The organism is Vibrio sp. 10N.261.55.C5, from assembly GCF_041470505.1.
Taxonomy (GTDB): domain Bacteria; phylum Pseudomonadota; class Gammaproteobacteria; order Enterobacterales; family Vibrionaceae; genus Vibrio; species Vibrio crassostreae_C.
The window spans coordinates 1-21351 of the sequence record NZ_JBFRMS010000018.1; the positions used below are offsets into that span (position 1 = coordinate 1).

A 21351-nucleotide genomic window follows, 5' to 3' on the forward strand; every position below is an offset into this window, starting at 1 on the left:
AAAGTGCGATCCCGCCCTGTCTATACCTCTAGCTTCAGCCTCTTCCATAATATGAGCTAAAGCTTCTGTATTTTTGCTCGCATAAGCCACACCGAAAGCCTCACACAATTGACTATCTGTGATGCTCACAAGATCTTGAGGTATTTTAGGCTGAGGTACTGAAGAACAACCAAATAATGTTCCAAGCGTAATTAGTAATAGGGATTTTTTCACAACAACCTCAGTCAGTAGATATAGATTATATTGAATGTTTTTCGTGTAACTATGAGCTAGGAAGGATGCCATACAAAAACAAGTCAATCGGTTATACACAAAATAACCCTTGGTTATATGCGATAATAATCAATCTCCTACTGTTTATTCTCCTTTCTGAAACTTAAGGTTGTACATATTGAAATATTCAGGGAGCTTAGTGTTACGAAATCAAACATTAATCCTGTTAAATTAATGACGAAGGGACGTTGATCAGATATTTATGATCAACGTCCCTTTTCTTTATTTCATGTTCTTAGCGGTGTGTCGCCGCGTGAATCAAACGCAATTACTCTTTGATGTAGAGATCCTTAGAGTAGATACGCCCTTCCACATTGTTTTTCGCAAAACCACCGACACTTGGTCGCACTAGGCGAGCCTGCATGTAGTAGTAGATTGGCGCGATCGGCATGTCTTCTGCCAGCAACTGTTCTGCCCGGTCGTAGAAACCTTGGCGATCTTGTTCACTGGTTGCGGCTAGTGCGCTGTCCATTGCAGCGTCGTACTTTTCATTGTTGTAGCGAGCAAAGTTACCTGAAGAGCCAGAACGCAATAGGCTCAAGAAGGTTGATGCTTCATTGTAGTCACCACACCAAGAGGCGCGCATCACATCAAAATCACCTTGGCGACGCGATACCAAGTAAGACTTCCACTCTTGGTTTTCTAGTTCAACTTGTGCGCCTAAGTTGCCTTTCAGCATTGATGCAATCGCCACTGCAATCGACTTGTTCGATTCGCTGGTGTTGTAAAGCAGTTTGAAATCCAACGGGTTAGACGCATCGTAGCCCGCTTCTTTCAGCAGCTCTTTTGCTTTTTGATCACGTTCCTTTTGAGTCCAAGTACTGTATTCAGGTTGTGTCGCATCAAAACCAGCCGTGTACTCATGAGCAAAGGTATAAGCCGGTAAGTTGCCCACCTGAGTCACACCATTGGTGATAACGTCACGCATCATAGAATAAGAGACAGCTTTACGTACTCGCGCATCATCAAAAGGTGGTCGCGTAGTATTGAATGCGTAGTAGTAAGTACACAACAGAGGCACTGTGGTAAACGCATCTTGATATTTGCTTTTAAGCTGCTGCGCCATGTGTGTAGGCACGTCCGAAGTAATATCGACCTCGCCCACCGCATAACGGTTAATCGAGGCATTCTGATTCTCAAACGGAATATAAGTTACTTCGGTTAAGTGGGTATCTGAACTGTCCCAGTACGTCGGGTTCTTCTTAAGCTCAATACGCTCGTTCACCACCCACTCATCTAGTACGAATGCACCATTACCAACAAATTGCTTAGGATCGCTCCACGGCTTGTCGCTACTTTCTAGGGCTGATTGATGCACTGGCATCATAGATGTGTGGCCCGTCATTGCCACAAAGTAAGGTACTTGGCTGTCGAGTTCAAAACGGACGGTGTGCTTATCAATAGCCGACACGCCTAGTTCTTCAATCGGCTTCTTACCTTCTGCCACATCAGCAATATTGTTGATTTTGGTGAGCTTCAGGTACCACACATTTGGCGATGCCGTTTTTGGGTCTACCGCGCGTCTTATCGCATACACGAAATCATCGGCCGTCACCGGATCGCCATTCGACCATTTCGCGTCTTTACGTAGGTGGAATACAAACGTCTGGTTGTCTTCGGTTTCCCAAGACTGTGCAACACCTGGGGTGATATTGCCATCGCGATCTTGAATCACTAAACCTTCAAATAGGTCACGTAGAATGTGCATTTCTGGCAGGCCTTCTGCTTTCGCAGGGTCAAGCGTCGCCGCTTCTGCATCGTTAGCACGAACTAAATGTTGTTCTTTCGCCAGAGAAGTTCCCGCAGGCAATGTGTCAGCAACGGCAGTTACTGAGATAAAAGGGGTCAATAGAGATGAAATGAGTAAAGCCGTTGAATGTTTCTTAAAATCCATATGTTTTTGCTCTCCTAGCCTATCTTTGAAGCAAGTAATAAAATTAACAATGCGACTGTTGACGAGTTTTAACGCTTTAGTTTATTTAAGTAAGTTTGTGTAATCGTTAATACTTGATAGTACTTGATCAATCAGGAGATAAAGGTGAGTTCAATTCCAAGAACAGAAAGAGCTGCATTTTCAATAAAGCCGCTGTCATATGGAAAATCAGTGTTGGGTGCGCCTTTGCTCTATTTCCCCGCGCAAATAGAAAGCGAGTCTCGCGGGCTGATCTTAGCAGGCACACACGGTGATGAAACCGCTTCTATTGCAGGATTATCTTGTGCGCTGAGAAGCTTGCCAGCCGCCAACTTGAGACACGATGTGATCCTGTCGATGAACCCAGATGGCAATCAATTAGGCACTCGCGCCAACGCCAACCAAGTCGATCTGAACCGCGCCTTCCCAACTCAAAACTGGACAGAAAACGGCACCGTGTATCGCTGGAGCTCCCACACACCAGTCAGAGATGTAAAAGTGAAAACCGGGCAAGCCGAACAACTTGAACCTGAAGTACAGTCGCTCATCAACCTTATCGAAGCGCGTGAGCCTAAATTCGTTATCTCTTTCCACGAACCACTTGCCATAGTCGACGACCCAGCCCAATCGGAACTTGCCACTTGGCTAAGTAAGCAGTTCAACCTACCGCTCGTTGAAGACGTGGATTACGAAACCCCAGGTTCATTCGGAACATGGTGCCAAGAAAGAAGCCTGCCGTGTATTACCGTAGAGCTACCACCTGTTTCTGCGGATTTAACTATAGAAAAGTATTTGGATGCGTTTGTCGCAGTGTTGGGGTGTGAGGGAAATTAGTCTGGAGTAGGCTACATATACACATGCGAACAGTAATTCATCCTAATTACTAGGGCGTGTTGATCTTTGCTGTACATTTCGCGTTCAACAATACATCGGTAGCCACATTAACATGAATGCCAGCGATAACATGCTGGCATAATTCCTTTCTAGCTTGTCATATCTACTTGAAATAGCTCGATAATGCTTAATTCTCCCAAAGGCATTTTCGACCAAGTGACGATACTTGTATAAACACCAATCCATACTGTCTTTGTCTATATCTTGTCCGTAATTGCGTTTAGCAATTACCGTTTCTCCGCCACGTTCCTTAACAAAAGTACGGAAAGGTTCGCTGTCATATCCTTTATCACAAACGATTGTATTAACTTCATCGAGTTGCTCAACTAAGCTTTCGGCATGCACTATATCGTGGCGTTGTCCCTCTGATAAATCAAAGCAAATCGGCAGGCCACCACTATCTACGGCTAAGTGAATTTTGGTTGAGTTGCCCCCGCGACTTTTTCCTATTTGCTCTGAACTTTCAGTAGCTGCACCTGTACTATGCTGATGTGCTCTAACTATAGAGCCATCAAGAAATACCCATTCAAAATCAGCCATGTTAGATAAACTTTTGAAAAGATTATCTAAAATCCCTTTCTTTGACCAAAGATTAAATCGTCTGTAAACGGTACTCCACTCTCCGAACTCAGAGGGTAGATCTCGCCAAGGAATACCTGTTCTCATTCGATAAAGTATTCCTTCAAATGTCATTCGATGTTCAGTTTTATCGTAAATACGACCTGTACTTTTCATAACTTGGAGTAGCAGTTCCCAGCGAATATCAGTTAGCATTGTTCTTGGCATGGTATTGGTTATGGTTTTACTTTTGGCGAAGCAAATTATAACTCTTTACCATGCTGTTCAAAAAACACTCACGAAAGATCAACACGCCCTAGTGATGAACCTAGTAATAAAGGAAAAAGCTTAATTCAAGTTGGCATATTTGACAACAGCTCCGCTTTTTAAAAAGGTAAGAAAGCTTTTAGTTTAGTTTGTTGGACTTGGGCATTCATCATAATTATTTTGTATGCAGACCATCATTCTATAGTTATATGACTTCCTTAGGATAGAATCTTTCGAGGCACGTTCATTGATAGCGTTAACTCTTCTTCTTATAGTGATGTTATTTCGGTAAATGTCGAATGGTAAAAGTAGAGTGTCAAATGCTGTCGAAAATACGATATCCGGAATAATGTAAATAACACCTAGGCCAAACGTCCAAAAGAAGAGTAAAGGGTATTTTTCGTCGACGTGGCTATAGATTGATCTGTATGTAGGATAGTATGGTATTTCTGATATAATTGCCCAGCTGGCTTTTGTTTTTAGCGTCTTCCCATTTGAATCAGTAATATTTAGATCGTCTAAGCCATAAGGCGCTTCTTCCTCAATATAATACGATCGAGTCTCTATAGATGAGCATCCAATGCTTTGTAATATAAGAAGGTAGAGCATTAACCAAACTAGCATGATTTTTTTCATGAAATCACCAATTATAAAGATAGATAATACATGAATAATAACCAAATTATTATCGCAACAGAGTCATAGAATCTGTTTTGAGATTTGCTTCTTCGGTTCCTTATATTTTTTAGGTATGCCAATGTTTTTATGAAAGCCTCCAGTAGGCGTTCACTGTTATGGAGTGTCAAGTAAAATATAAATTGAATGACAACAAAAAATATTAATAAATAAGTTACAGTGAAAAAATTATAATCTAAATATAACGTTAAACCATGTATTATCCAAAGACCTAACAGAAAACTAAGCGGGAGTGTTAGAATGAATAGAACTATCTTGAAATTCGAATTTGTTGGTTTCATTAAGGTAATCTTTTGTTCGTTGTGTCGCAAAATTAGGTGATGTAGTTGGCAATTTACTTGAGTTGCGTATTCAATCTTGGTTGCAGATAATATTACTAGGTGTTTGATTTTATTTAAATTAATAAGAGACTCTGGTATGTAATTAATAAAAGAATTATAACTAATCTCTTGTATTTTATTTGTGACTCATAAGTCATAATATCCTTACAAGAAAAAACTTACAGCAAAAAAGGAACATTCGGAAGGTTGCAGGGTGTTAGGAGCCCAATGGGGGGGCAATACCCTCCCCGATTTGTTCTTCAAGATAGCGATGCTACGCATCGAGCTAGGACGCTGTAGAGTTGTCGTTCATCTCGACTCTTATTAACGCTATGATCACCTCATCGCCCACGCCTTCTACTTTGTTATTTGTCTTATCACTATCGACGACGCCATACACCAAAAGAATTTATTCCGCGAGCAACGAAACTCCTTTTTGAAAAAGACAACGCTTGGGAAAAGGTACTCTGGAAACAAGCTAAGAGTTGCAGTTGAAGAACTACTGACACAGTTAGGTATTGAGCAGTATCGAACAAAAAATGATGTCCCAGTCTTAAGTAAGAAAGGCTACCCTAAGCCGATTCCACTACAAGAAAGATTAGATCAGCAGTGTCTGGACAAAAACGTTCCAAGAAAATGATCCTAAAACAGCACTATTTCTAAATTAATATTTATCGTTAGAGGTGATGACGATTGGGGTTTACACGCAAGTTACTACAAGTAGTGTAATAAAAGCTCCAGCAAAGCACTAGAGCCTTAAATACCATTAGAAATTGGATCTAATTAGTAGCCTCAAGCTCTTTCTCTGCAACCGACAGCATCTCAAACTCTTCCTCAGCGGTCGATGCGACCAATTTATTACGGCTATATAGGCCATAATAAGCACCACCAATCACAAAGAGTCCCATAGTCATAAAGAATGCAGATGGGTCAAAAGCATAAACACCCGTCATTGCAATAAGCGACAGCACTAGTGAAGTGCCGGAAGTCAGCATGCCACCCGGTGTTTTGTATGGACGGTGAAGCTCTGGTTGCTTGATACGCAACAATATATGGCTAAGCGACATTAATGCATAAGACACTGTCGCCCCCACTACCGCCATCGCCAAGATCAGGTCGCCTTCTCCGGTCAATGACACAGCAAAACCAAACACACCCGGCACCACTAAAGCACGAGCAGGCACTTTGTTTTTGTTTGTAAGCGACAAGCTTTGAGGCAAGTAACCCGCACGAGACAATGCAAACACTAAGCGGCTATAACCGTAGATAATCGAGAAGAATGAAGCAATAAGTCCTGCAAGTCCTAGTATATTAACAGCCGTTGCAACGGTTGGATTACCGGTCAACTTCAAGGCATCGACTAGAGGAACGGCACTATTCGCAATCGCTTCAGAACCCACAGCGCCCGCAAGCAGCAGAACGACTAAGGTAGCGGTGACCAGTAAGAATAGCATTGCGCCGATAATGCCTTTGGGTACATCCTTGGCCGGGTTTTTCGCCTCTTCAGCAGCCAATGGAACCCCTTCTACCGCAAGAAAAAGCCACATTGCAAACGGTAGTGCCGCCCATACACCATACCAACCAAAAGGAAGTAGTTCTGTGGCTTGTGCGGTTGCCGGAGCGATATCAAACAGATTATTAGCATCAAACTCACTAACCAATACGCCTGCTGTCATAAGAATTGCTAGTACGGCTAACCCACTGATGACCATCATGACTTTCAGAGCTTCTCCCACCCCTGCCATATGAATACCGATAAAGATGGCATAAAAGATCGCGTAAACAAGAGGACCATCGAAACCCATTAGTTCATTCACCGCTGAGCCAATAAAAATGACAATCGCGGCAGGTGCAAGGGCATACTCAATTAAGACGGATAAGCCGGTAAAAAATCCCCCCGTTGGTCCCATGGCTTGTCGAGCAAAACTATAGCCACCTCCTGCAGCGGGAATAGCCGCAGACATCTCCGCCAAAGAAAGGACAAGGGTAAAGTACATCACCGCCATAGCAATTGCAGCAATAAGAAAGCCTCCCCAACCAGCTTGACCGATACCAAAGTTCCAACCTGCAAAGTCACCAGAGATCACGTATGAAACGCCTAACCCTGCTAGCAAAATCCACCCAGCAGTGCCCCTTTTAAGTTGTCTTTGCGCCAAATATTCCTGATGTTCTGACATTGTAAATCCCTCTATTTTTGTCTTTTATCCAATTAAAAAATTGCCTGTGTGCTTGTCTTCTAACTGCTCACCACCTTCTTCCTCGATACTCGAACGGTCTTTAAGGTTGACCCCAGAAAGCTCTAGCCGACGAGCTTCCTTCAATAGGTATACCGCTCGCTTACACGCATCTTCATAAGCCAACCCCTGTGGGCGAATATTAGAAATGCAGTTCCTATCAGAGTCTTTTGCTCCTCTTCTTGCCTGCCAAGTCAGGTACATACCCATGCTATCTGGAGAGGTCAGTCCCGGGCGTTCACCAATCAAAACCACCACCATCTTGGCTTGTAAGCACTCGCAAACATCATCTCCTATTGCCACTCGGCCCTGCCTCACAACAGTAATAGGAGCAACATGCCACGGCACTTCGTCTTCCCCTAATAAAGAAAGCAGATGCTCAATGACTGGATTTGCATGATTTTGAATGGCAATTGAAGACAAGCCATCAGCCACTACTATCGCGAGATCAAACGGGGGAGACTCTGAATGAAGAACGGCTTGCAACTGATTCCAACAGACGTCATCAAGCTCACGACCAAGATCCGGCCTTTGCAAATACATGAATCTGTCTGTCGCTTTGCTGTGCGCCTTAATTGGTGCCTGAGAAGTGTGTTGAATGACCGAGTTTGATTGAGCGATGAGCTCAACCAATAAATCCACATCTAAAGCACAATGAACGGCATCCATCGCCTGTGCATGGTCGAGTTGAAATGAAAGCAACTCTTTAGTTGGAACGCTATTTCCACTTCGACCCAGTGCAATACGTGCCGATGTAAAACCTTTAAGCTCGTGCCAAGGGTTTTGAGTTACCAACTTAGAAGCAGAATGTTTTGCCATAGAGACCACCTTACCCATGTGCGGGGCCTCCATTAAGTTGTGCTAGAGCGCCAGCAAATGAGCCGGAGAGTCGTTCATTTAGGCGCACATCTTTTACATCATCAAAAATCTGCATCTGAGTTAGCCACTCCTCAAACTCCGGCGCAGGTTTTAAACCCAACACCTTGCGTGCATAAAGTGCATCATGAAACGAGGTTGTTTGATAATTGAGCATGATGTCATCGGAACCCGGAATCCCCATAATGAACGAGCACTCAGCGACACCGAGCAATGTCAGTAAGTTATCCATATCATTTTGATCGGCATAGGCATGGTTGGTATAGCAGATATCACACCCCATCGGCAGGCCAAGCAATTTGCCACAAAAATGGTCCTCAAGCCCTGCTCGAATAATCTGTTTTCCATCAAAGAGATATTCAGGGCCGATAAAGCCGACCACGGTATTAACCAACAATGGATTAAAATGACGCGCTACGGCATAAGCCCGTGTCTCACAAGTTTGTTGGTCCACACCATGAAAAGCATTGGCAGAGAGAGATGTTCCTTGCCCTGTCTCAAAGTACATGACGTTACTTCCAACGGTGCCTCGGTTCAGCGAAAGCGCCGCTTCGTTTGCTTCTTTAAGGATCGAAAGGTTAATACCAAAGGTGTCGTTTGTACCTTGAGTGCCACCAATAGATTGAAAGACGAGATCCACCGGAGCGCCCATCTCAATCGCTTCAATCGTGTTGGTAACGTGGGTTAATACGCAAGATTGGGTCGGAATCTGGTAGTGTTGAATGACCTCTTCCATCAGATTCATCAACTTAATCGCCTGCGGTACATTATCTGTTGCGGGGTTAATGCCGATCACAGCATCACCATTGCCATACATCAAACCATCAAAAATACTGGCAGCTATGCCATTGAGAGAATCGGTTGGATGATTGGGTTGTAAACGGGTGGATAAACGACTAGGCAAGCCAATGGTGTTACGAAACGCAGTCACTACCCGACATTTTTTGGCAACTTGGATCAAATCCTGATTACGCATGATCTTACTCACTGCAGCCACCATTTCTGGAGTTAAACCAGGACGCAGCTTTGCAAGCGTGAGACTATCGGCTTCATCACTTAGCAGCCAGTTCCGAAAGTCTCCCACTGTAAGGTGATCAATCGCTTTAAACGCCTCTCTATCATGGCTATCAATGATTAAACGAGTAACTTCATCACTTTCATAAGGGATCACCGCTTCATTTAAAAACGTCTTTAGGGGCAAGTCTGCCAGTGTCATCTGAGCTACAACACGCTCTGCAGCAGAAGTCGCAGATACACCAGCCAAAACATCCCCTGAACGCTCTGGCGTAGCCTTTGCCATCAGATCTGCTAACGACTCAAAGTTAAAAACCAGGTGCCCTTGTTGTCGGCGATAAGCTGCTGTCATAAATTCCCTCTTCATAAACTGGTTCAGTTCTTGCTCAATAACCTTTTGTATATATGAGTAATTAAGCGATTTTTGAACCGAATGAATATCAAGAATCGGCAAACATAAAAAAGCATTAATAAACATAAACTTAAAGACACACTGTACTAATATGGGTCACATGGGTAGGTCATGGAATGATGAGAAAGGATGAAGAATTGATGCGTTATGCACCTAATTTGTGCACATTCAACACATTTGATGCAAATCAGCAGGCAGCCAGCCTCTTTAACTGGCAGCAAGAATATGACCAACTGAGTCAAGGAAGTTTTCTAGGTCAGATCCGTGAACGAAAATTTTCTCACGTGCACCTATTTCGAGAAGACAGCAACCGAAAACTCAAGCAGCAATGTCGTATTAATGAAGGGATTTGGTTAGGGATCAGTGCTAACGATAGACCTTTACACATCAATTACGCACAAGGTAATCCTGATAGTATTTTGATCCGTGAGGCTGGGGCGGATTTTGAGCTACTTACGCCAGAAACCTTTTCTATTTATGGGTTAGTCATAAGCCCTTCACTGGTTGAAATGATTCAGCAACAGCTAGAGATTGAATCATTAAACAGCAAGAGCCACTTTCTTGGTTGCTCTCAACACTACACCCAACAAATAAAAGCTTACTTGAGCTTACTACTCTCCCCGAGTCAATCTCGCTGGTCTTTTCAAACTCATCAATCCATTGTTCAAGATATGTTGGTCGAATTGTTCGCTCAATCGTCTAATCAAAATATGCAAAAAACCAATGCCTCACAGCGTGAGAACACAATGCGTCGAATTAGGCAGTACCTAGATAACTCGCAGTACCGTAAACCCGTCACCGTGTCTGAACTGTGCGATGCGGTTTATGTCAGTCGCCGTACGCTGCAATACACCTTTGAGTCCTGTTGTGACATATCACCAAAACAATTTATACAAAATGTACGTCTCAACCAGGTACGGCGCATTCTGCAAAATCCGAGCGAACAACGGTGCATCAATGAAATCGCCTTTGACTTTGGTTTTTTTCATCTGGGATATTTTTGCCAAAGCTACAAGCAGTTGTTTGGTGAGTCGCCCATGCAAACACGTTCTAATGTCTAAAACCCAAAAAGTGTCGAGGGACAACTTAAAAAAATGTAGTTAGACGATATGAAAGACGAATAGATTAGTTGACTATCCTGCCTCAAGATCACAACGCATGAACTTCACTTCAAGTGCCTGCCGCCATCAAGGTGCAAAGTCCTTCCTGTCATATAGTGACTAGCCAAAACAAACTTAATGCCATCTATCACTTCTTCAAAGCCTGCCTCTGCGGGAATCAGTGCTTTTTTCAGAGCTTTGGTTTTGTACGCCTCGTCATCATGTTCATTGAATTTTATCATGGCAGGAGAGACAGTATTGACTTTCACCTTGGGAGCCAACATCGCTGAGAACGACAGCGTCAGGTTGTTGAGTGCAGCTTTACTGGCCGCGTAAGCGATGTGTTTTTTACTGCCTTTTTCCGCAACGTAATCACTGATGTGGATGATGTCCGACGTTTTATCGCCAGACATTAATTGGTCTTTGAGCGTTAAGTTAACCAGATAAGGCACGGTAGCGTGAACCGTCATCATCTGGTTCATGATTTGTAATGCGTTTTCACTGGGATTTTTTTTGTTCTCCGGTTGCCAGTCGGAAGCGTTATGGATGATGGCTCGAATCGCCTTATATTCTTGACCAACATAATGCAAAAAACCCTCTAAGCTACTTTGTTGATAAAAATCTACCTGTTGCAAGTCGGCTCCACTGTCGCGCAGTATTTTCAGCTGGGGATAGTCGCTTCGGTAAGTGCCAACGACTTTGTATCCGTCAGATATAAGTTGCTGCGCCAGAGCGAATCCTAAACGCTTCCCCACTCCAGTTATTAGAATCGTTTCACTCATCGTAAAAACTCAGCTCTAGTTTGAGGGTTAGTTTTGAAACTGCCACCAAGCGCGGTTGTGGTGGTTTCAGAGTTAGCGTCCATAACGCCTCTCGATTTAACGCAGTAGTGAGTTGCTTTAATCGTCACAGCCACATTTTCTGTTTCGACTAGAGTCTGTATCGCGACCAGGATTTGCTGTGTAAGGCGTTCTTGAACCTGCGGACGCTGAGCAAAGAATCGAACAATACGGTTTATTTTAGATAGCCCAAGAATCTTGGATTCTGGGATATAAGCCACTTGTGCTAAACCATCGATGGTGATGAAGTGATGTTCGCACGTCGAAGTTAAATCTATATCCGATACCTTAACCATTTCATCAACTGACATTTTGTTGTCGATAACACTAATTTTGGGGAAGTTATTGTAGTCGAGCCCTGAAAATATCTCGTGAACGTACATCTTTGCAATGCGATGAGGTGTTTCAGCGAGACTGTCATCGGTTAAATCCAGCCCGAGCGTACTGACAACTTCCGTCAAAAGCCCTTTGATGCGGTTGTACTTCTGGTCGGGGTTCATTTCGCTCGATGTCATCGGGGTTTCTAGTCCCTTTTCGAGCAAAGCTTCTCTTACTTTTTCGGCTTCTGTATTCAGCATGACTCTCTCCTTATGAGTTAATCTTCGAGTTCTGCTTCATAGCTCAGGGTGAGCGAGACGGAATCGGCGAAACGTAGAGCATGAGGCTTGTCAATTCTCACCTGAGCGTATCGAACCCATGAATGGTCGATACAAATACCGAGTACGTCGCTGGTTAACTTTTCTAAAAGCAGAAACCGTCCAGATTCAACATGTTCAATAATTTTTTTGCAGATATTTTTGTAGTTAAGTGCGTTCTCCACATCATCAGAGAGGCAAAGGTTGTTCGCGGGATAATGGATCTCCACATTTATGACGATGTCTTGCTGCTTGGTTTTTTCTTCTTCGTTGAAGCCGATGAAGGTTCTTAATCTGAGATTTGTGATGGTGATAATCGCATTGTGATTCATAACAGTTTCCGATCCTTAGAAGGTAGAGTGAGTTACGTGCCTGTTAGAAGAAAAGATCAATAAAGCTCAAGCGTTCTGTTTAAAGCAGTTACAGGGACTAAGTGAAGCTGACCTCGAACGGTATAAGTCCGGTTTTCTGACTCAGCTGATCGAAGTTGTTCCAGAGATGCTGAAAAGAGATATCTAGAGTGGGATGAAGTTCTTGCGCGGCAACATCAACTAACGGTCGAAGCACAAAAGCGTACTCGGTGATTTCACCTCGAGGCAGCTCTACTCCATCAATAATGCCTACTTCGTTACCGTAAAGAAGGATATCGATATCCATCGTGCGCGAGGCATATTCTTTAGTTTCTCGCTTGCGGTCATTTTCTAATTCGATTTGATGCAGAACCTTAGCCAGTTCAGCGATAGAAAGGTCACATTCAAACCCTGCGACTAGGTTTAGGAAGTTGTCCCCTTCAAAACCAACAGGCTCACAATCGTAGAAATTAGAAATGTTCAGAGGTGCAAAGTGACTATTCAACGCTTTGAGAGATTCTGTGATGTGATGTTCGCGGTTAATGTTGCTTCCGATGCTGACATAGACGGTGGCCATAATGTTTTCTCCCTTTTAACGAGCCTCTTACGTTGTAAGTCGCTAGGAAGATCAGCTATGCATCCGTTTGATGGGGGAAGGGTAAAGGAAAATATCCCGAAACTAATATAGAGATCGGTTCTAAGTTGGAAAGGGGGACTTTCGAACTAGGAAGTACCACCGGTAAAAATCACAACCGGTAAAAATTCAGCTTATGAAGGTTCTGGACATTTTCGTGTTTGGGATTTTGCTAAATTAGAAATAAATGAATAACTACAGGTATGGAAAATCACGTCGTAAAGATTTCCAACCTGCCTTGAGGTTACTTCTAGGGGAAGAGGAATAGTAATGAGTAAAAAGAAATCACAGGTTTTACTGTTTTTAAGTTTGACTGGTTATATTAATAAAAAAAACGAGCTACCATCTTGATAACTCGGGCCTAATTAATACGCTTTCGTCCAACCAGTCTAGACAGTTAGTATACTAGCACCTAGCTCATTACTGTTTGTTTCCAGCCATAACTTAAGCTCTTGCGGCCAAGTAACGGTGGGCTCAACAAAGAAGCCGCGCAGTAGCGAGAAGTAGATAGCCTGATCAACCAGAGGCAGTGGTGATTTACCCGCATTCGGTTGGATCAACGCTTCAGCGTTAAGCAACTGTGCGTTTACATCTGCAACAATTTGCTCTGTGCTTTCTAACAGGCGAACAAAGTTCAGCTCTTCTGTCTCTTTCTTCGCTTGCCATGCAGTAACACTTGCTTCAGTCGCGAACTCTTTTAGATTCAGTTTCGTCCAGCGAGGGTAGCCAATTCTTTGAATCAAAGGGAATGCCTCACGCTGAAATGCCAACGTCTCTTCTGATGGTGCGGCTACCGCATCAATACCAGCTTGCTCGATAAAGTAAGCAATGATATCCATGCTTTCCGCCATCACGTTGCCATCCGTTTTCTCCAAAACTGGCACCATTTTTTGACCGATTAAATCAATCAGAGTTTGCGCATCAGCGTAATCCACAACTTGGTATTCAACGTTAAGCTTCAGTGCATTAGCAACATAAACAACACGGGCACAAAATGGACAATGCTCGTAGATATACAGTTTCATCAAAAATCCCGTTTTTATAAGTCTGAGTTAGTATTTAATTGCAGTTTTGCCAATTGACGCGCTGCTTTCGATACGTTGGTGTGCGTCTTTTAACGTCTCAACACCAAAGCCATTTAATGTTGTAGTGAGTGTTGATTTAATGCGGCCAGCATCAATCAAGTTTGCCGCTTGGAACAGGATATCTTGCTGCTTCTGGATATCGTCAGTGTTAAACAGCGAGCGAGTAAACATCAGCTCCCAGATAAAGCCAGCTGATTTGCCTTGTAGTTTTGATAGGTCAACACCACCATCAAATTCTACAATTGAACTGATCATGCCTTGCGGAGCAATCAACTCGACCATTGCATCCCAGTGACCTTTGGTATCTGCAACGTTGAAGATGTAGTCCACATGTTGAATGCCTTGCTCACGTACCGACTCCACTAGATTGCGGTGATTCACAATATGGTCAGCGCCCATATCTCTTACCCACTGCTCAGTCTCTGGTCTTGAAGCGGTCGCAATCACTGTTAAGTTAGTGAGCTGCTTCGCCAATTGAATCGTAATCGAGCCGACACCGCCTGCGCCACCAATAATCAGGATAGATTTCTTCTCTTCTGGACGAACGCGTAGGCGATCAAACAAGGCTTCCCAACCTGTCAATGTAGCGAGAGGCATAACGGCTGCTGATTCGTCAGAAAGGCTTTTTGGGGCGTGAGCTGTAATTCGGTAATCGACCGCTTGGTACTCAGCATTCGCACCCATACGTGTCACATCACCTGCGTAATAAACACGGTCACCAATTTCGAAGCCTGAAACATTGCCACCTTTAGCAACCACTTCACCCACCGCGTCATAGCCCAATACTTTTGGCTGCTCTAGGGTTTTATCTTGTGCGTTGCGGATACGTATTTTTGCATCTGCTGGGTTAATCGAGGTCGCACTCACTTTTACCAGCAGGTCATTGTCTTTTAGCTCTGGCAGGCTTGTTTCAAACTCGAATAAGCTGTCTTGCTCTGTAATTGCTAGTGATTGAGTAAAACCAATTGCTTTCATTGTTGTTGGTGCTGGCATGTTGTTTCTCCTTTGATTGGACACCTTCATCATAGAGATTTTTTACCCTAGATAAACCGCCTAATCTTTTAATTACATTCAATATATTTTTGATAATCACACTGCTCGACCGGGTAGTGTTGAGATACTTACCTGTTAACCTAGTTAGATAACACCTTGTGCAGCTAACCATTCATACGTCACTTCATCTTGCGGTTTACCCTCTCGGCACACTTTATAATCAAGCTCGGCAATAATATCGTTGGAGAAACGTAATGAATCTAAGGTTTTAAGCTGTTCATCAGTAAATAGATTTTTCTTATCATCTCTCAGTAACAGTACAGCTCGGTCTACAATTCCAAGCAGCCCTTTCGGCTCTATAAGCTCGCGAATATCATAACGATAGTGAAGAAATTGCGGTTTCCATAGCGGCACAATGACCCACTCTTTATTTGCGACGGCATCTTCAAAAGCACTAAAACAGTCGTCTTCACTGCCTGTAAAAAACTCATAGCCTGCTTTACTTAAACCGTACTCTTCCATCATCTGGATAGAGAAGCGAGTGATTCCAGCTCCTGGATTAATACCTTGAATTTTAGGTCTCATTTGCTCGACGACTTCAGGCTTCAATAAATCCGCCACTTCAGCGACCATCTCTTCAGGTACGTAATCCGGCACACCCCACAGTGCGTAAGGTTCGTAATGAAGTCCAAGCTCGATTAATGGCTCAACTTTTTCAACGTCCGACTTATAGATACCATGGCTCGATGGTAACCAAGCAGAAGAGAGCATATCGATTTCACCAGCTTTCAGTTTTTCAAAATTTTCCTGATGAGGGGAAAAGATTCGCTCAACTTCGAAACCCATACTTTTCAATACATTGCTAACCAATGAAGCTGTCGTGCGATGGAATGATAAATCTGTTACACCCATTGTGATTTTTTTATTCATTGTTCTTTCGCTCTTATCGTTGCTGATAGATTGATAATACAAGGCTCTAGAGTAATCAAAAACAGCCTAATTTTTGAATAATTATCAAAAATAAATTGATAGATGCCGATTTACACTTAATAAAAAAGCGTATGCATTGATGAAATACATACGCTTGATATTTACGTATCTATCTACTGTCGCCTTAATCTAATTTGATTCGCAAGACATGATATGGCTTTCTAGAACCTTCTTCACCTTCGTTAAAAGCAGGGTGGAAGTGAAGAGAGTTTTGAGTGACGTACAAGTAATCACCCTGGATAGAGAAACCATCTGCCCATGACAATAACTTGTCATCTTGTGCAAAGATTTTGTAGCCGTCTTTATTCACCACACCAACAGCATTTTTCTCAATATCACCGACATAGATATCACCGTTATCTGCGATAATCATGCCATCACTTGGACGTTTTTCACTGAAAAATTCAATCTGCTCGGCCAATGCATCTTCACTAAGCGCTGTGTTAGCAAGAGCAGCGGCAGGAATACGGTAGATAGCACTACCATTGACTGTACCAAAATATAGCCATTCATTATTTGCATCAATAGTGATTGGATTCACACCAAGATAAAGCGCATCAACGCTACCATCTTCACGCTTTGTCGCCATACGAGAACTATCAATCACAACCTCATGCTCAGGTGAAAGCAGTGCTTTATTTGATTGCAAAACGCGGCGAGATTTACCTGTATTTAAATCTACAACAACAAAGGCAGGCGCAGCTTCGCCATACAGATTACCTAAACTCGTATCGGCAATGTACATCTGGTTACGCAGTGTATCTAATGCAAAATCCTGTAAAAAAGAGTTACCGACCTGTACGTCTTTTCCAATTTCAATGCGTTTAAATAGCTTATCGTTGACGGTATCCCATGCAACAATTTGCGAAGGCGAAGTTTCACTGCCCATATCTAACACCCACACAACACCATCATCGGTACTATCAATACCGATTACTGAAGCCAAACCAACCTCACCTTTATCTGGACCATCTGCCCAGTCTTGGGTTGGAAATGCTTTGGTTGAGCCATCCTTCATCAATTCAACAACACGAAGTTCAGGTGCATCAAGGGGTTGCATAGAAAGGAAAGTACGCCCCTGCTTCGTTACTGTAATGTTCCCTGGTCGTGTGCCATCAAGCTCAGCGACGACTTCGATCTCTGCTGCTTGAGCGGTATTAAAGAGGGTTGCTACCGCAATGGCTAAAAGTGATTTTACGTTTTTCATTTCATGTACCTTAGTGGGATTCACTTGATTTTGGTTCGTAATAAATGGCTGATACCCATCTAATGTAAAGTTAAGCGATTTGCGTCATTTCATTTAGCGTGAAACTTGCAACACACCCTTCCGTCGCTGCCATGTATTCTGCAAGGTGAGTATTACCCATGTGTGCTTGCCATAGCTCACGAGATACCCAGTTCTCGTAAAACATAAAATGTGCTGGGTTTTCGTTGTCTTGATGAAGGTCGTAGTTAATGCAGCCTTCTTCAGCACGCGTGATATCAATCAGCTTCAATAGCTCTGCTTTAACCAGTTCAACTTTATCTTCGTTCGCAACAATATTTGCAACAATAGTCAATTTAGTCATGTTTAATTCCTTTATCTCTCTACTTGTTAACAACAATAATAACCCTAAAAAAAAACAACACCTTATTTCTGTAGCTTGCCGTAAGCACTGGCAACACCAATCAGTGTAGTCAATGAATCGTCATGGATTATCTAATTATTTTTTAAACATTATCTAAAATAAATTGATAATCATAAACGTATGCGCTAGGTCTTGTGTTTAGTCGGGTTTGTTTGAATGAAGCTATGATAGGCGAGTTATTAACAATGAAAAACAGGTTTTAATTTGAATTATTATCAAAAATAATTTGAATGCAGATTGTTCTGTCGTCAAGACTGCTTTATAAATAGTAGAAACGCAGCAAATACTGCTGTCCCTTTTTCTGGTAAAGGTCTCATCATGCTCTTAGAAGATTTACAGGTTATTTTAAAAGTCGCGGAGTTTCGCAGCATCACCGCAGCGGCAACCAATTTAGATATGCGTACCGCCACAGCCAGTGCAGCGGTAAAGCGCGTTGAGGCATCACTGGGCGCGGAGCTTTTTGTCCGTACAACCCGTCACTTGCGATTGTCCTCTGCTGGGGAGCGTTATTTACCTCAGTGTCAAGAGGCGCTAAAGATGCTTGAGCAGGCCAAAATGAATATGCATGAAGACTTGGGCATTATTGATGGTGAAATTCGTATCGCGCTATCGTCTGATTTGGGGCGTAACCTTATTACTCCTTGGTTAGATGAGTTTTTATTGCAATACCCGAATGTCTCACTGCGTTCAAGTATTAGCGATAGCAATATTGATTTCTACCGTGATTCTGTCGACATGGCTCTGCGCTATGGCTCACCAACCGATGCCAATATGTATGGCTTTAAAATCTGTGATGTACAGAGAGTGCTGTGTGCAAGCCCTAGCTATTTAGCGGAAAATCCAGCCCCCACACAGCCGAACGATCTGCTTGAGCACAATGCGTTGTTTTATCAATTGCACGATGTGTTACAAAATGAGTGGTTATTCAGTCATGAGGGTACGACTCATAAGGTAAAACTGAAAGGCAATCGAGCTTCGAATGATGGGGATCTGGTGAGGCGTTGGTGTGTTGCAGGTAAAGGTGTGGCAATCAAATCGTGCCTTGATATGTCTGATGACCTTTTAGCAGGTCGAGTGGTTAGTATTATGAAGGAGTACAAACCAACGCCGACTGAACTCTGGTTGGTTTGTCCGAGCCGTCAGTCCATCACACCAACGGTTCGGCTGTTAAGAGATTTATTTAGAGAGAGAACGAACGTGATACTTGAGCAATTAGCAGAAAAAAGAGCGCTATAAGATACTGACGATGGCTTATAACGTAGCGACTCCGGAGTACAACATTTTTATAGCCGTAATGAATAATACGCTGTAGCTGATTTTGTAAATCAGCTCTTGAGAGATGATGTTAACCAACCAAACACCGGTTCTCACCCCTATAAATGCAATAGGTACAAGCACGAGTGATGTCATCAAGTTTTGTGTATCGAGTTGTCCCATATAACTGTATGGGACTAACTTAACAAAATTAAGCCCAGCGAAAAACACAACGCTGGTGCCGATAAGTTGCTCTTTAGGCAGTTTCTTGGGTAGCAAATACATGCTTGCTGGCGGTCCCCCTGCATGAGCTATCGTACTCGAAAAACCTGATAATAGGTTTAATGCGTAGCCTTTGATTCGGTTAGGTGAACCTGATTGCTTCAACAATAATTTTTGCCCCAAAAAAGTCAGCGCCAATCCACCAATCATTAGTTCAACAATGTGTGTCGGAAGGCTGCCCATGAAGTAAGAAGCGGCCATAACCCCTAACACAGCAAAAGGCATCATGACTTTGAGTTCGGCATAATTGCAATTTTTACGATGATAAAACAGCGCCATTAGATCCATTCCACATAAAAGTGGCAATAGAATAGCAGCGGCTTGGACAGGCGAAACACTCATTGCCATTAATGGCACCGAGAGCATACCCAAAATCCCTCCAACACCGCCTTTTCCCATCCCATAAAAGAACACAGCAGGTATCGCAGCTAGATAGAACCAGATATCAATAATCATTATTTTCACTACATCGACAGGCAAAAAAAGAAGGTCATGATGACCTTCCTTCCAAACACTACAGAATCAAAAACTATTTATGCGATTTGCGTCATTTCGTTTAGCGTGAAGCTTGCCACTGAGCCTTCTGTTGCTGCCATGTACTCGGCTAGGTGCGTGTTTGCCATGTGTGTCTGCCAAAGTTCACGTGAAGTCCAGTTCTCGTAGAACATGAAGTGTGCTGGGTTCTCGTTATCTTGGTGAAGGTCGTAGTTAATGCAGCCTTCTTCAGCGCGTGTGATGTCGATTAGTTTTAGCAGTTCTGCTTTTACTAGTTCAATTTTGTCTTCATTAGCAACGATGTTTGCAACGATAGTTAACTTGCTCATAGGGTATTCCTCATCATAACGTTATGCAGCTTATCAAACGATGCCTTCGCTGCCTTGTTGGGTTGGATGTATAGTACGACACGCATTCACATCCATAAACAACCTCCCATTTGATTTATTATCAAAAATAGATTGATAATGGATTGTCTATTTTAATTTGATAATAAATCAAACTAGCCCCAGTTTTTACTGTGCTTTAAATTACGTAGCATGCGCTTATTGATTTCATTGATGGATAGATAAGCCATGACACAGATACAATTTCAACAAGGTCCAATACGCCCACCCTCTGAAGCAGACAGTTTGCTGATACGGACAACACAAGGCTGCCCGTGGAATAAATGTAAGTTCTGTACTCTGTTTGAAGGGATGGAGTTCTCTATTCGTCCTGTCGAAGAGATCAAACGTGATATCTGGGCGGCACGAGCCTTCTATAAAAACCGACAGTTTGAGAGCTGTTTTTTGCAAGATGGTGATTCCTTTGCAATGGAAACGGACGATTTACTGGATGTGCTCAATACACTAAAAGAGGCGTTCCCGGAGCTCACACAAATTAGCTCATATGGCAGAGCTCAAACCATGACTAAAAAGTCTCCAGCCGAGATGAGGGCTATCTGCGATGCAGGGTTAAACATGCTGTATTGCGGTATGGAGTCGGGCTCGCTTGAGGTACTCAAGTTGATGAAAAAAGGGATCACCCCTAAGTCAATTTTGAAATCAGCCGAGTACGCGAAGCAGGCGGGTATGAAAATGATGACATTCATCATTCTTGGCTTAGGTGGGAAGGCGTTGTCCGAGCACCATATCGCACAGACTGCCCAGCTATTAAACCAGATTGATCCTGAGGAGATCCGAATATTATCGCTAGCGGTAAAACCTGGTACTGAGTTGGATGATATGGTTCAAAACGGCCAGTTTTCGCCACTTTCAGAGCGTGAGATGTTGGAAGAACAATTTCAATTGATCAGCCAATTAGATGGCATCAAAAGCAATTACGGTAATTATCATGGGATAAATTTGCTGACGGAACTCAATGGACAATTTCCGCATGATAAAGAGGCGTTTTTACGTACCATTGATCACTTCATGTTGATGAACGAAAACGATCAAAATAACTTTATTTTAGGTCGTCGTACCCACCACTATGCGACACTGAATGACATGAACAATAAGCTCATGTATGACACGGTGCAGCAACAGCTAAAGCGCATAGAGCAGCAAAAACTTGGCGACCTTGAAGATATTTTTTATAGCCTTCGCCAACGCATGATCTAAACCCAA

Annotated in this window: 21 protein-coding genes; 4 read left to right on the forward strand and 17 right to left on the reverse strand. The window is 43.0% G+C overall.

Annotation, left to right across the window (positions count from 1 at the left end; translation table 11 throughout):
• Nucleotides 1-213 (reverse strand): hypothetical protein (locus tag AB4263_RS08785; RefSeq protein WP_372098078.1); only part of this gene is annotated, 213 nt, incomplete at its 3' end.
• Nucleotides 214-541: 328 nt separating this feature from the next.
• Nucleotides 542-2167 carry an ABC transporter substrate-binding protein gene (locus AB4263_RS08790; protein WP_372098079.1) on the reverse strand — a complete coding sequence of 542 codons (1626 nt, stop codon included), beginning with the start codon at nucleotides 2165-2167 and terminating at the stop codon, nucleotides 542-544.
• 144 nt (nucleotides 2168-2311) lie between these two features.
• Between AB4263_RS08790 and mpaA the strand changes: the two genes are divergently transcribed.
• Nucleotides 2312-3019: a murein tripeptide amidase MpaA gene (gene mpaA, locus AB4263_RS08795; RefSeq protein ID WP_372098080.1), complete on the forward strand. Its 708-nt coding sequence runs from the start codon at nucleotides 2312-2314 to the stop codon at nucleotides 3017-3019.
• Between the two features lie 84 nt (nucleotides 3020-3103).
• Here mpaA and AB4263_RS08800 read toward each other — a convergent pair whose 3' ends face one another.
• The 4 genes from AB4263_RS08800 to AB4263_RS08815 all read right to left on the reverse strand — a co-directional run bounded on the left by AB4263_RS08800 (nucleotide 3104) and on the right by AB4263_RS08815 (nucleotide 9396).
• Entirely contained in the window at nucleotides 3104-3865 is a 762-nt protein-coding gene (locus AB4263_RS08800) for an IS5 family transposase (protein WP_026028612.1), read from the reverse strand.
• A gap of 1834 nt (nucleotides 3866-5699) precedes the next feature.
• Nucleotides 5700-7097, reverse strand: a complete 1398-nt coding sequence (gene eat / locus AB4263_RS08805) for an ethanolamine permease (protein WP_372098081.1) — start codon at nucleotides 7095-7097, stop codon at nucleotides 5700-5702.
• Between the two features lie 24 nt (nucleotides 7098-7121).
• Nucleotides 7122-7991 (reverse strand): ethanolamine ammonia-lyase subunit EutC, encoded by an 870-nt coding sequence (eutC, locus tag AB4263_RS08810; protein WP_372098082.1) that lies wholly within the window; start codon nucleotides 7989-7991, stop codon nucleotides 7122-7124.
• Nucleotides 7984-9396: an ethanolamine ammonia-lyase subunit EutB gene (locus AB4263_RS08815; RefSeq protein ID WP_017061645.1), complete on the reverse strand. Its 1413-nt coding sequence runs from the start codon at nucleotides 9394-9396 to the stop codon at nucleotides 7984-7986. Before AB4263_RS08815 ends, eutC begins: the two co-directional genes overlap by 8 nt.
• 200 nt (nucleotides 9397-9596) lie before the next feature.
• Between AB4263_RS08815 and AB4263_RS08820 the strand changes: the two genes are divergently transcribed.
• Nucleotides 9597-10517 (forward strand): helix-turn-helix domain-containing protein, encoded by a 921-nt coding sequence (locus tag AB4263_RS08820; protein ID WP_017067657.1) that lies wholly within the window; start codon nucleotides 9597-9599, stop codon nucleotides 10515-10517.
• Nucleotides 10518-10621: 104 nt separating this feature from the next.
• Here AB4263_RS08820 and folM read toward each other — a convergent pair whose 3' ends face one another.
• The 9 genes from folM to AB4263_RS08865 all read right to left on the reverse strand — a co-directional run bounded on the left by folM (nucleotide 10622) and on the right by AB4263_RS08865 (nucleotide 17650).
• Nucleotides 10622-11338 carry a dihydromonapterin reductase gene (folM, locus tag AB4263_RS08825; protein ID WP_017061643.1) on the reverse strand — a complete coding sequence of 239 codons (717 nt, stop codon included), beginning with the start codon at nucleotides 11336-11338 and terminating at the stop codon, nucleotides 10622-10624.
• Nucleotides 11335-11973: a GTP cyclohydrolase I FolE gene (folE, locus tag AB4263_RS08830; protein WP_372098083.1), complete on the reverse strand. Its 639-nt coding sequence runs from the start codon at nucleotides 11971-11973 to the stop codon at nucleotides 11335-11337. Before folE ends, folM begins: the two co-directional genes overlap by 4 nt.
• A gap of 17 nt (nucleotides 11974-11990) precedes the next feature.
• Nucleotides 11991-12362 (reverse strand): dihydroneopterin triphosphate 2'-epimerase, encoded by a 372-nt coding sequence (folX, locus tag AB4263_RS08835; protein ID WP_017061641.1) that lies wholly within the window; start codon nucleotides 12360-12362, stop codon nucleotides 11991-11993.
• Nucleotides 12363-12459: 97 nt separating this feature from the next.
• On the reverse strand, nucleotides 12460-12957 hold the full coding sequence (gene folK / locus AB4263_RS08840) for a 2-amino-4-hydroxy-6-hydroxymethyldihydropteridine diphosphokinase (protein WP_372098084.1): 498 nt from the start codon (nucleotides 12955-12957) through the stop codon (nucleotides 12460-12462).
• Nucleotides 12958-13403: 446 nt separating this feature from the next.
• On the reverse strand, nucleotides 13404-14039 hold the full coding sequence (gene grxB, locus AB4263_RS08845; RefSeq protein ID WP_102281763.1) for a glutaredoxin 2: 636 nt from the start codon (nucleotides 14037-14039) through the stop codon (nucleotides 13404-13406).
• 27 nt (nucleotides 14040-14066) lie between these two features.
• Nucleotides 14067-15092 (reverse strand): zinc-binding alcohol dehydrogenase family protein, encoded by a 1026-nt coding sequence (locus tag AB4263_RS08850; RefSeq protein WP_102281765.1) that lies wholly within the window; start codon nucleotides 15090-15092, stop codon nucleotides 14067-14069.
• 144 nt (nucleotides 15093-15236) lie between these two features.
• Nucleotides 15237-16004 carry a glycine betaine ABC transporter substrate-binding protein gene (locus tag AB4263_RS08855; protein WP_372098152.1) on the reverse strand — a complete coding sequence of 256 codons (768 nt, stop codon included), beginning with the start codon at nucleotides 16002-16004 and terminating at the stop codon, nucleotides 15237-15239.
• A 202-nt stretch (nucleotides 16005-16206) separates the two neighbouring features.
• Nucleotides 16207-17289, reverse strand: coding sequence for an L-dopachrome tautomerase-related protein (locus tag AB4263_RS08860; protein ID WP_102281767.1), 1083 nt, complete (start codon nucleotides 17287-17289; stop codon nucleotides 16207-16209).
• Nucleotides 17290-17359: 70 nt separating this feature from the next.
• Nucleotides 17360-17650 (reverse strand): putative quinol monooxygenase, encoded by a 291-nt coding sequence (locus tag AB4263_RS08865; RefSeq protein ID WP_102281769.1) that lies wholly within the window; start codon nucleotides 17648-17650, stop codon nucleotides 17360-17362.
• 378 nt (nucleotides 17651-18028) lie between these two features.
• On the opposite strand from AB4263_RS08865, the gene AB4263_RS08870 reads away from it, so the two are divergent.
• Nucleotides 18029-18946 carry a LysR family transcriptional regulator gene (locus AB4263_RS08870; RefSeq protein WP_102281771.1) on the forward strand — a complete coding sequence of 306 codons (918 nt, stop codon included), beginning with the start codon at nucleotides 18029-18031 and terminating at the stop codon, nucleotides 18944-18946.
• A 15-nt stretch (nucleotides 18947-18961) separates the two neighbouring features.
• On the opposite strand, the gene AB4263_RS08875 is transcribed toward AB4263_RS08870, so the two are convergent.
• On the reverse strand, nucleotides 18962-19702 hold the full coding sequence (locus tag AB4263_RS08875) for a sulfite exporter TauE/SafE family protein (RefSeq protein ID WP_102281773.1): 741 nt from the start codon (nucleotides 19700-19702) through the stop codon (nucleotides 18962-18964).
• Nucleotides 19703-19779: 77 nt separating this feature from the next.
• On the reverse strand, nucleotides 19780-20070 hold the full coding sequence (locus AB4263_RS08880) for a putative quinol monooxygenase (RefSeq protein WP_102281775.1): 291 nt from the start codon (nucleotides 20068-20070) through the stop codon (nucleotides 19780-19782).
• Between the two features lie 246 nt (nucleotides 20071-20316).
• On the opposite strand from AB4263_RS08880, the gene AB4263_RS08885 reads away from it, so the two are divergent.
• The gene (locus tag AB4263_RS08885; RefSeq protein ID WP_372098085.1) at nucleotides 20317-21345 is read left to right on the forward strand and encodes a radical SAM protein; all 1029 of its coding nucleotides are present in this window, start codon (nucleotides 20317-20319) and stop codon (nucleotides 21343-21345) included.
• Nucleotides 21346-21351: the final 6 nt, after the last annotated feature.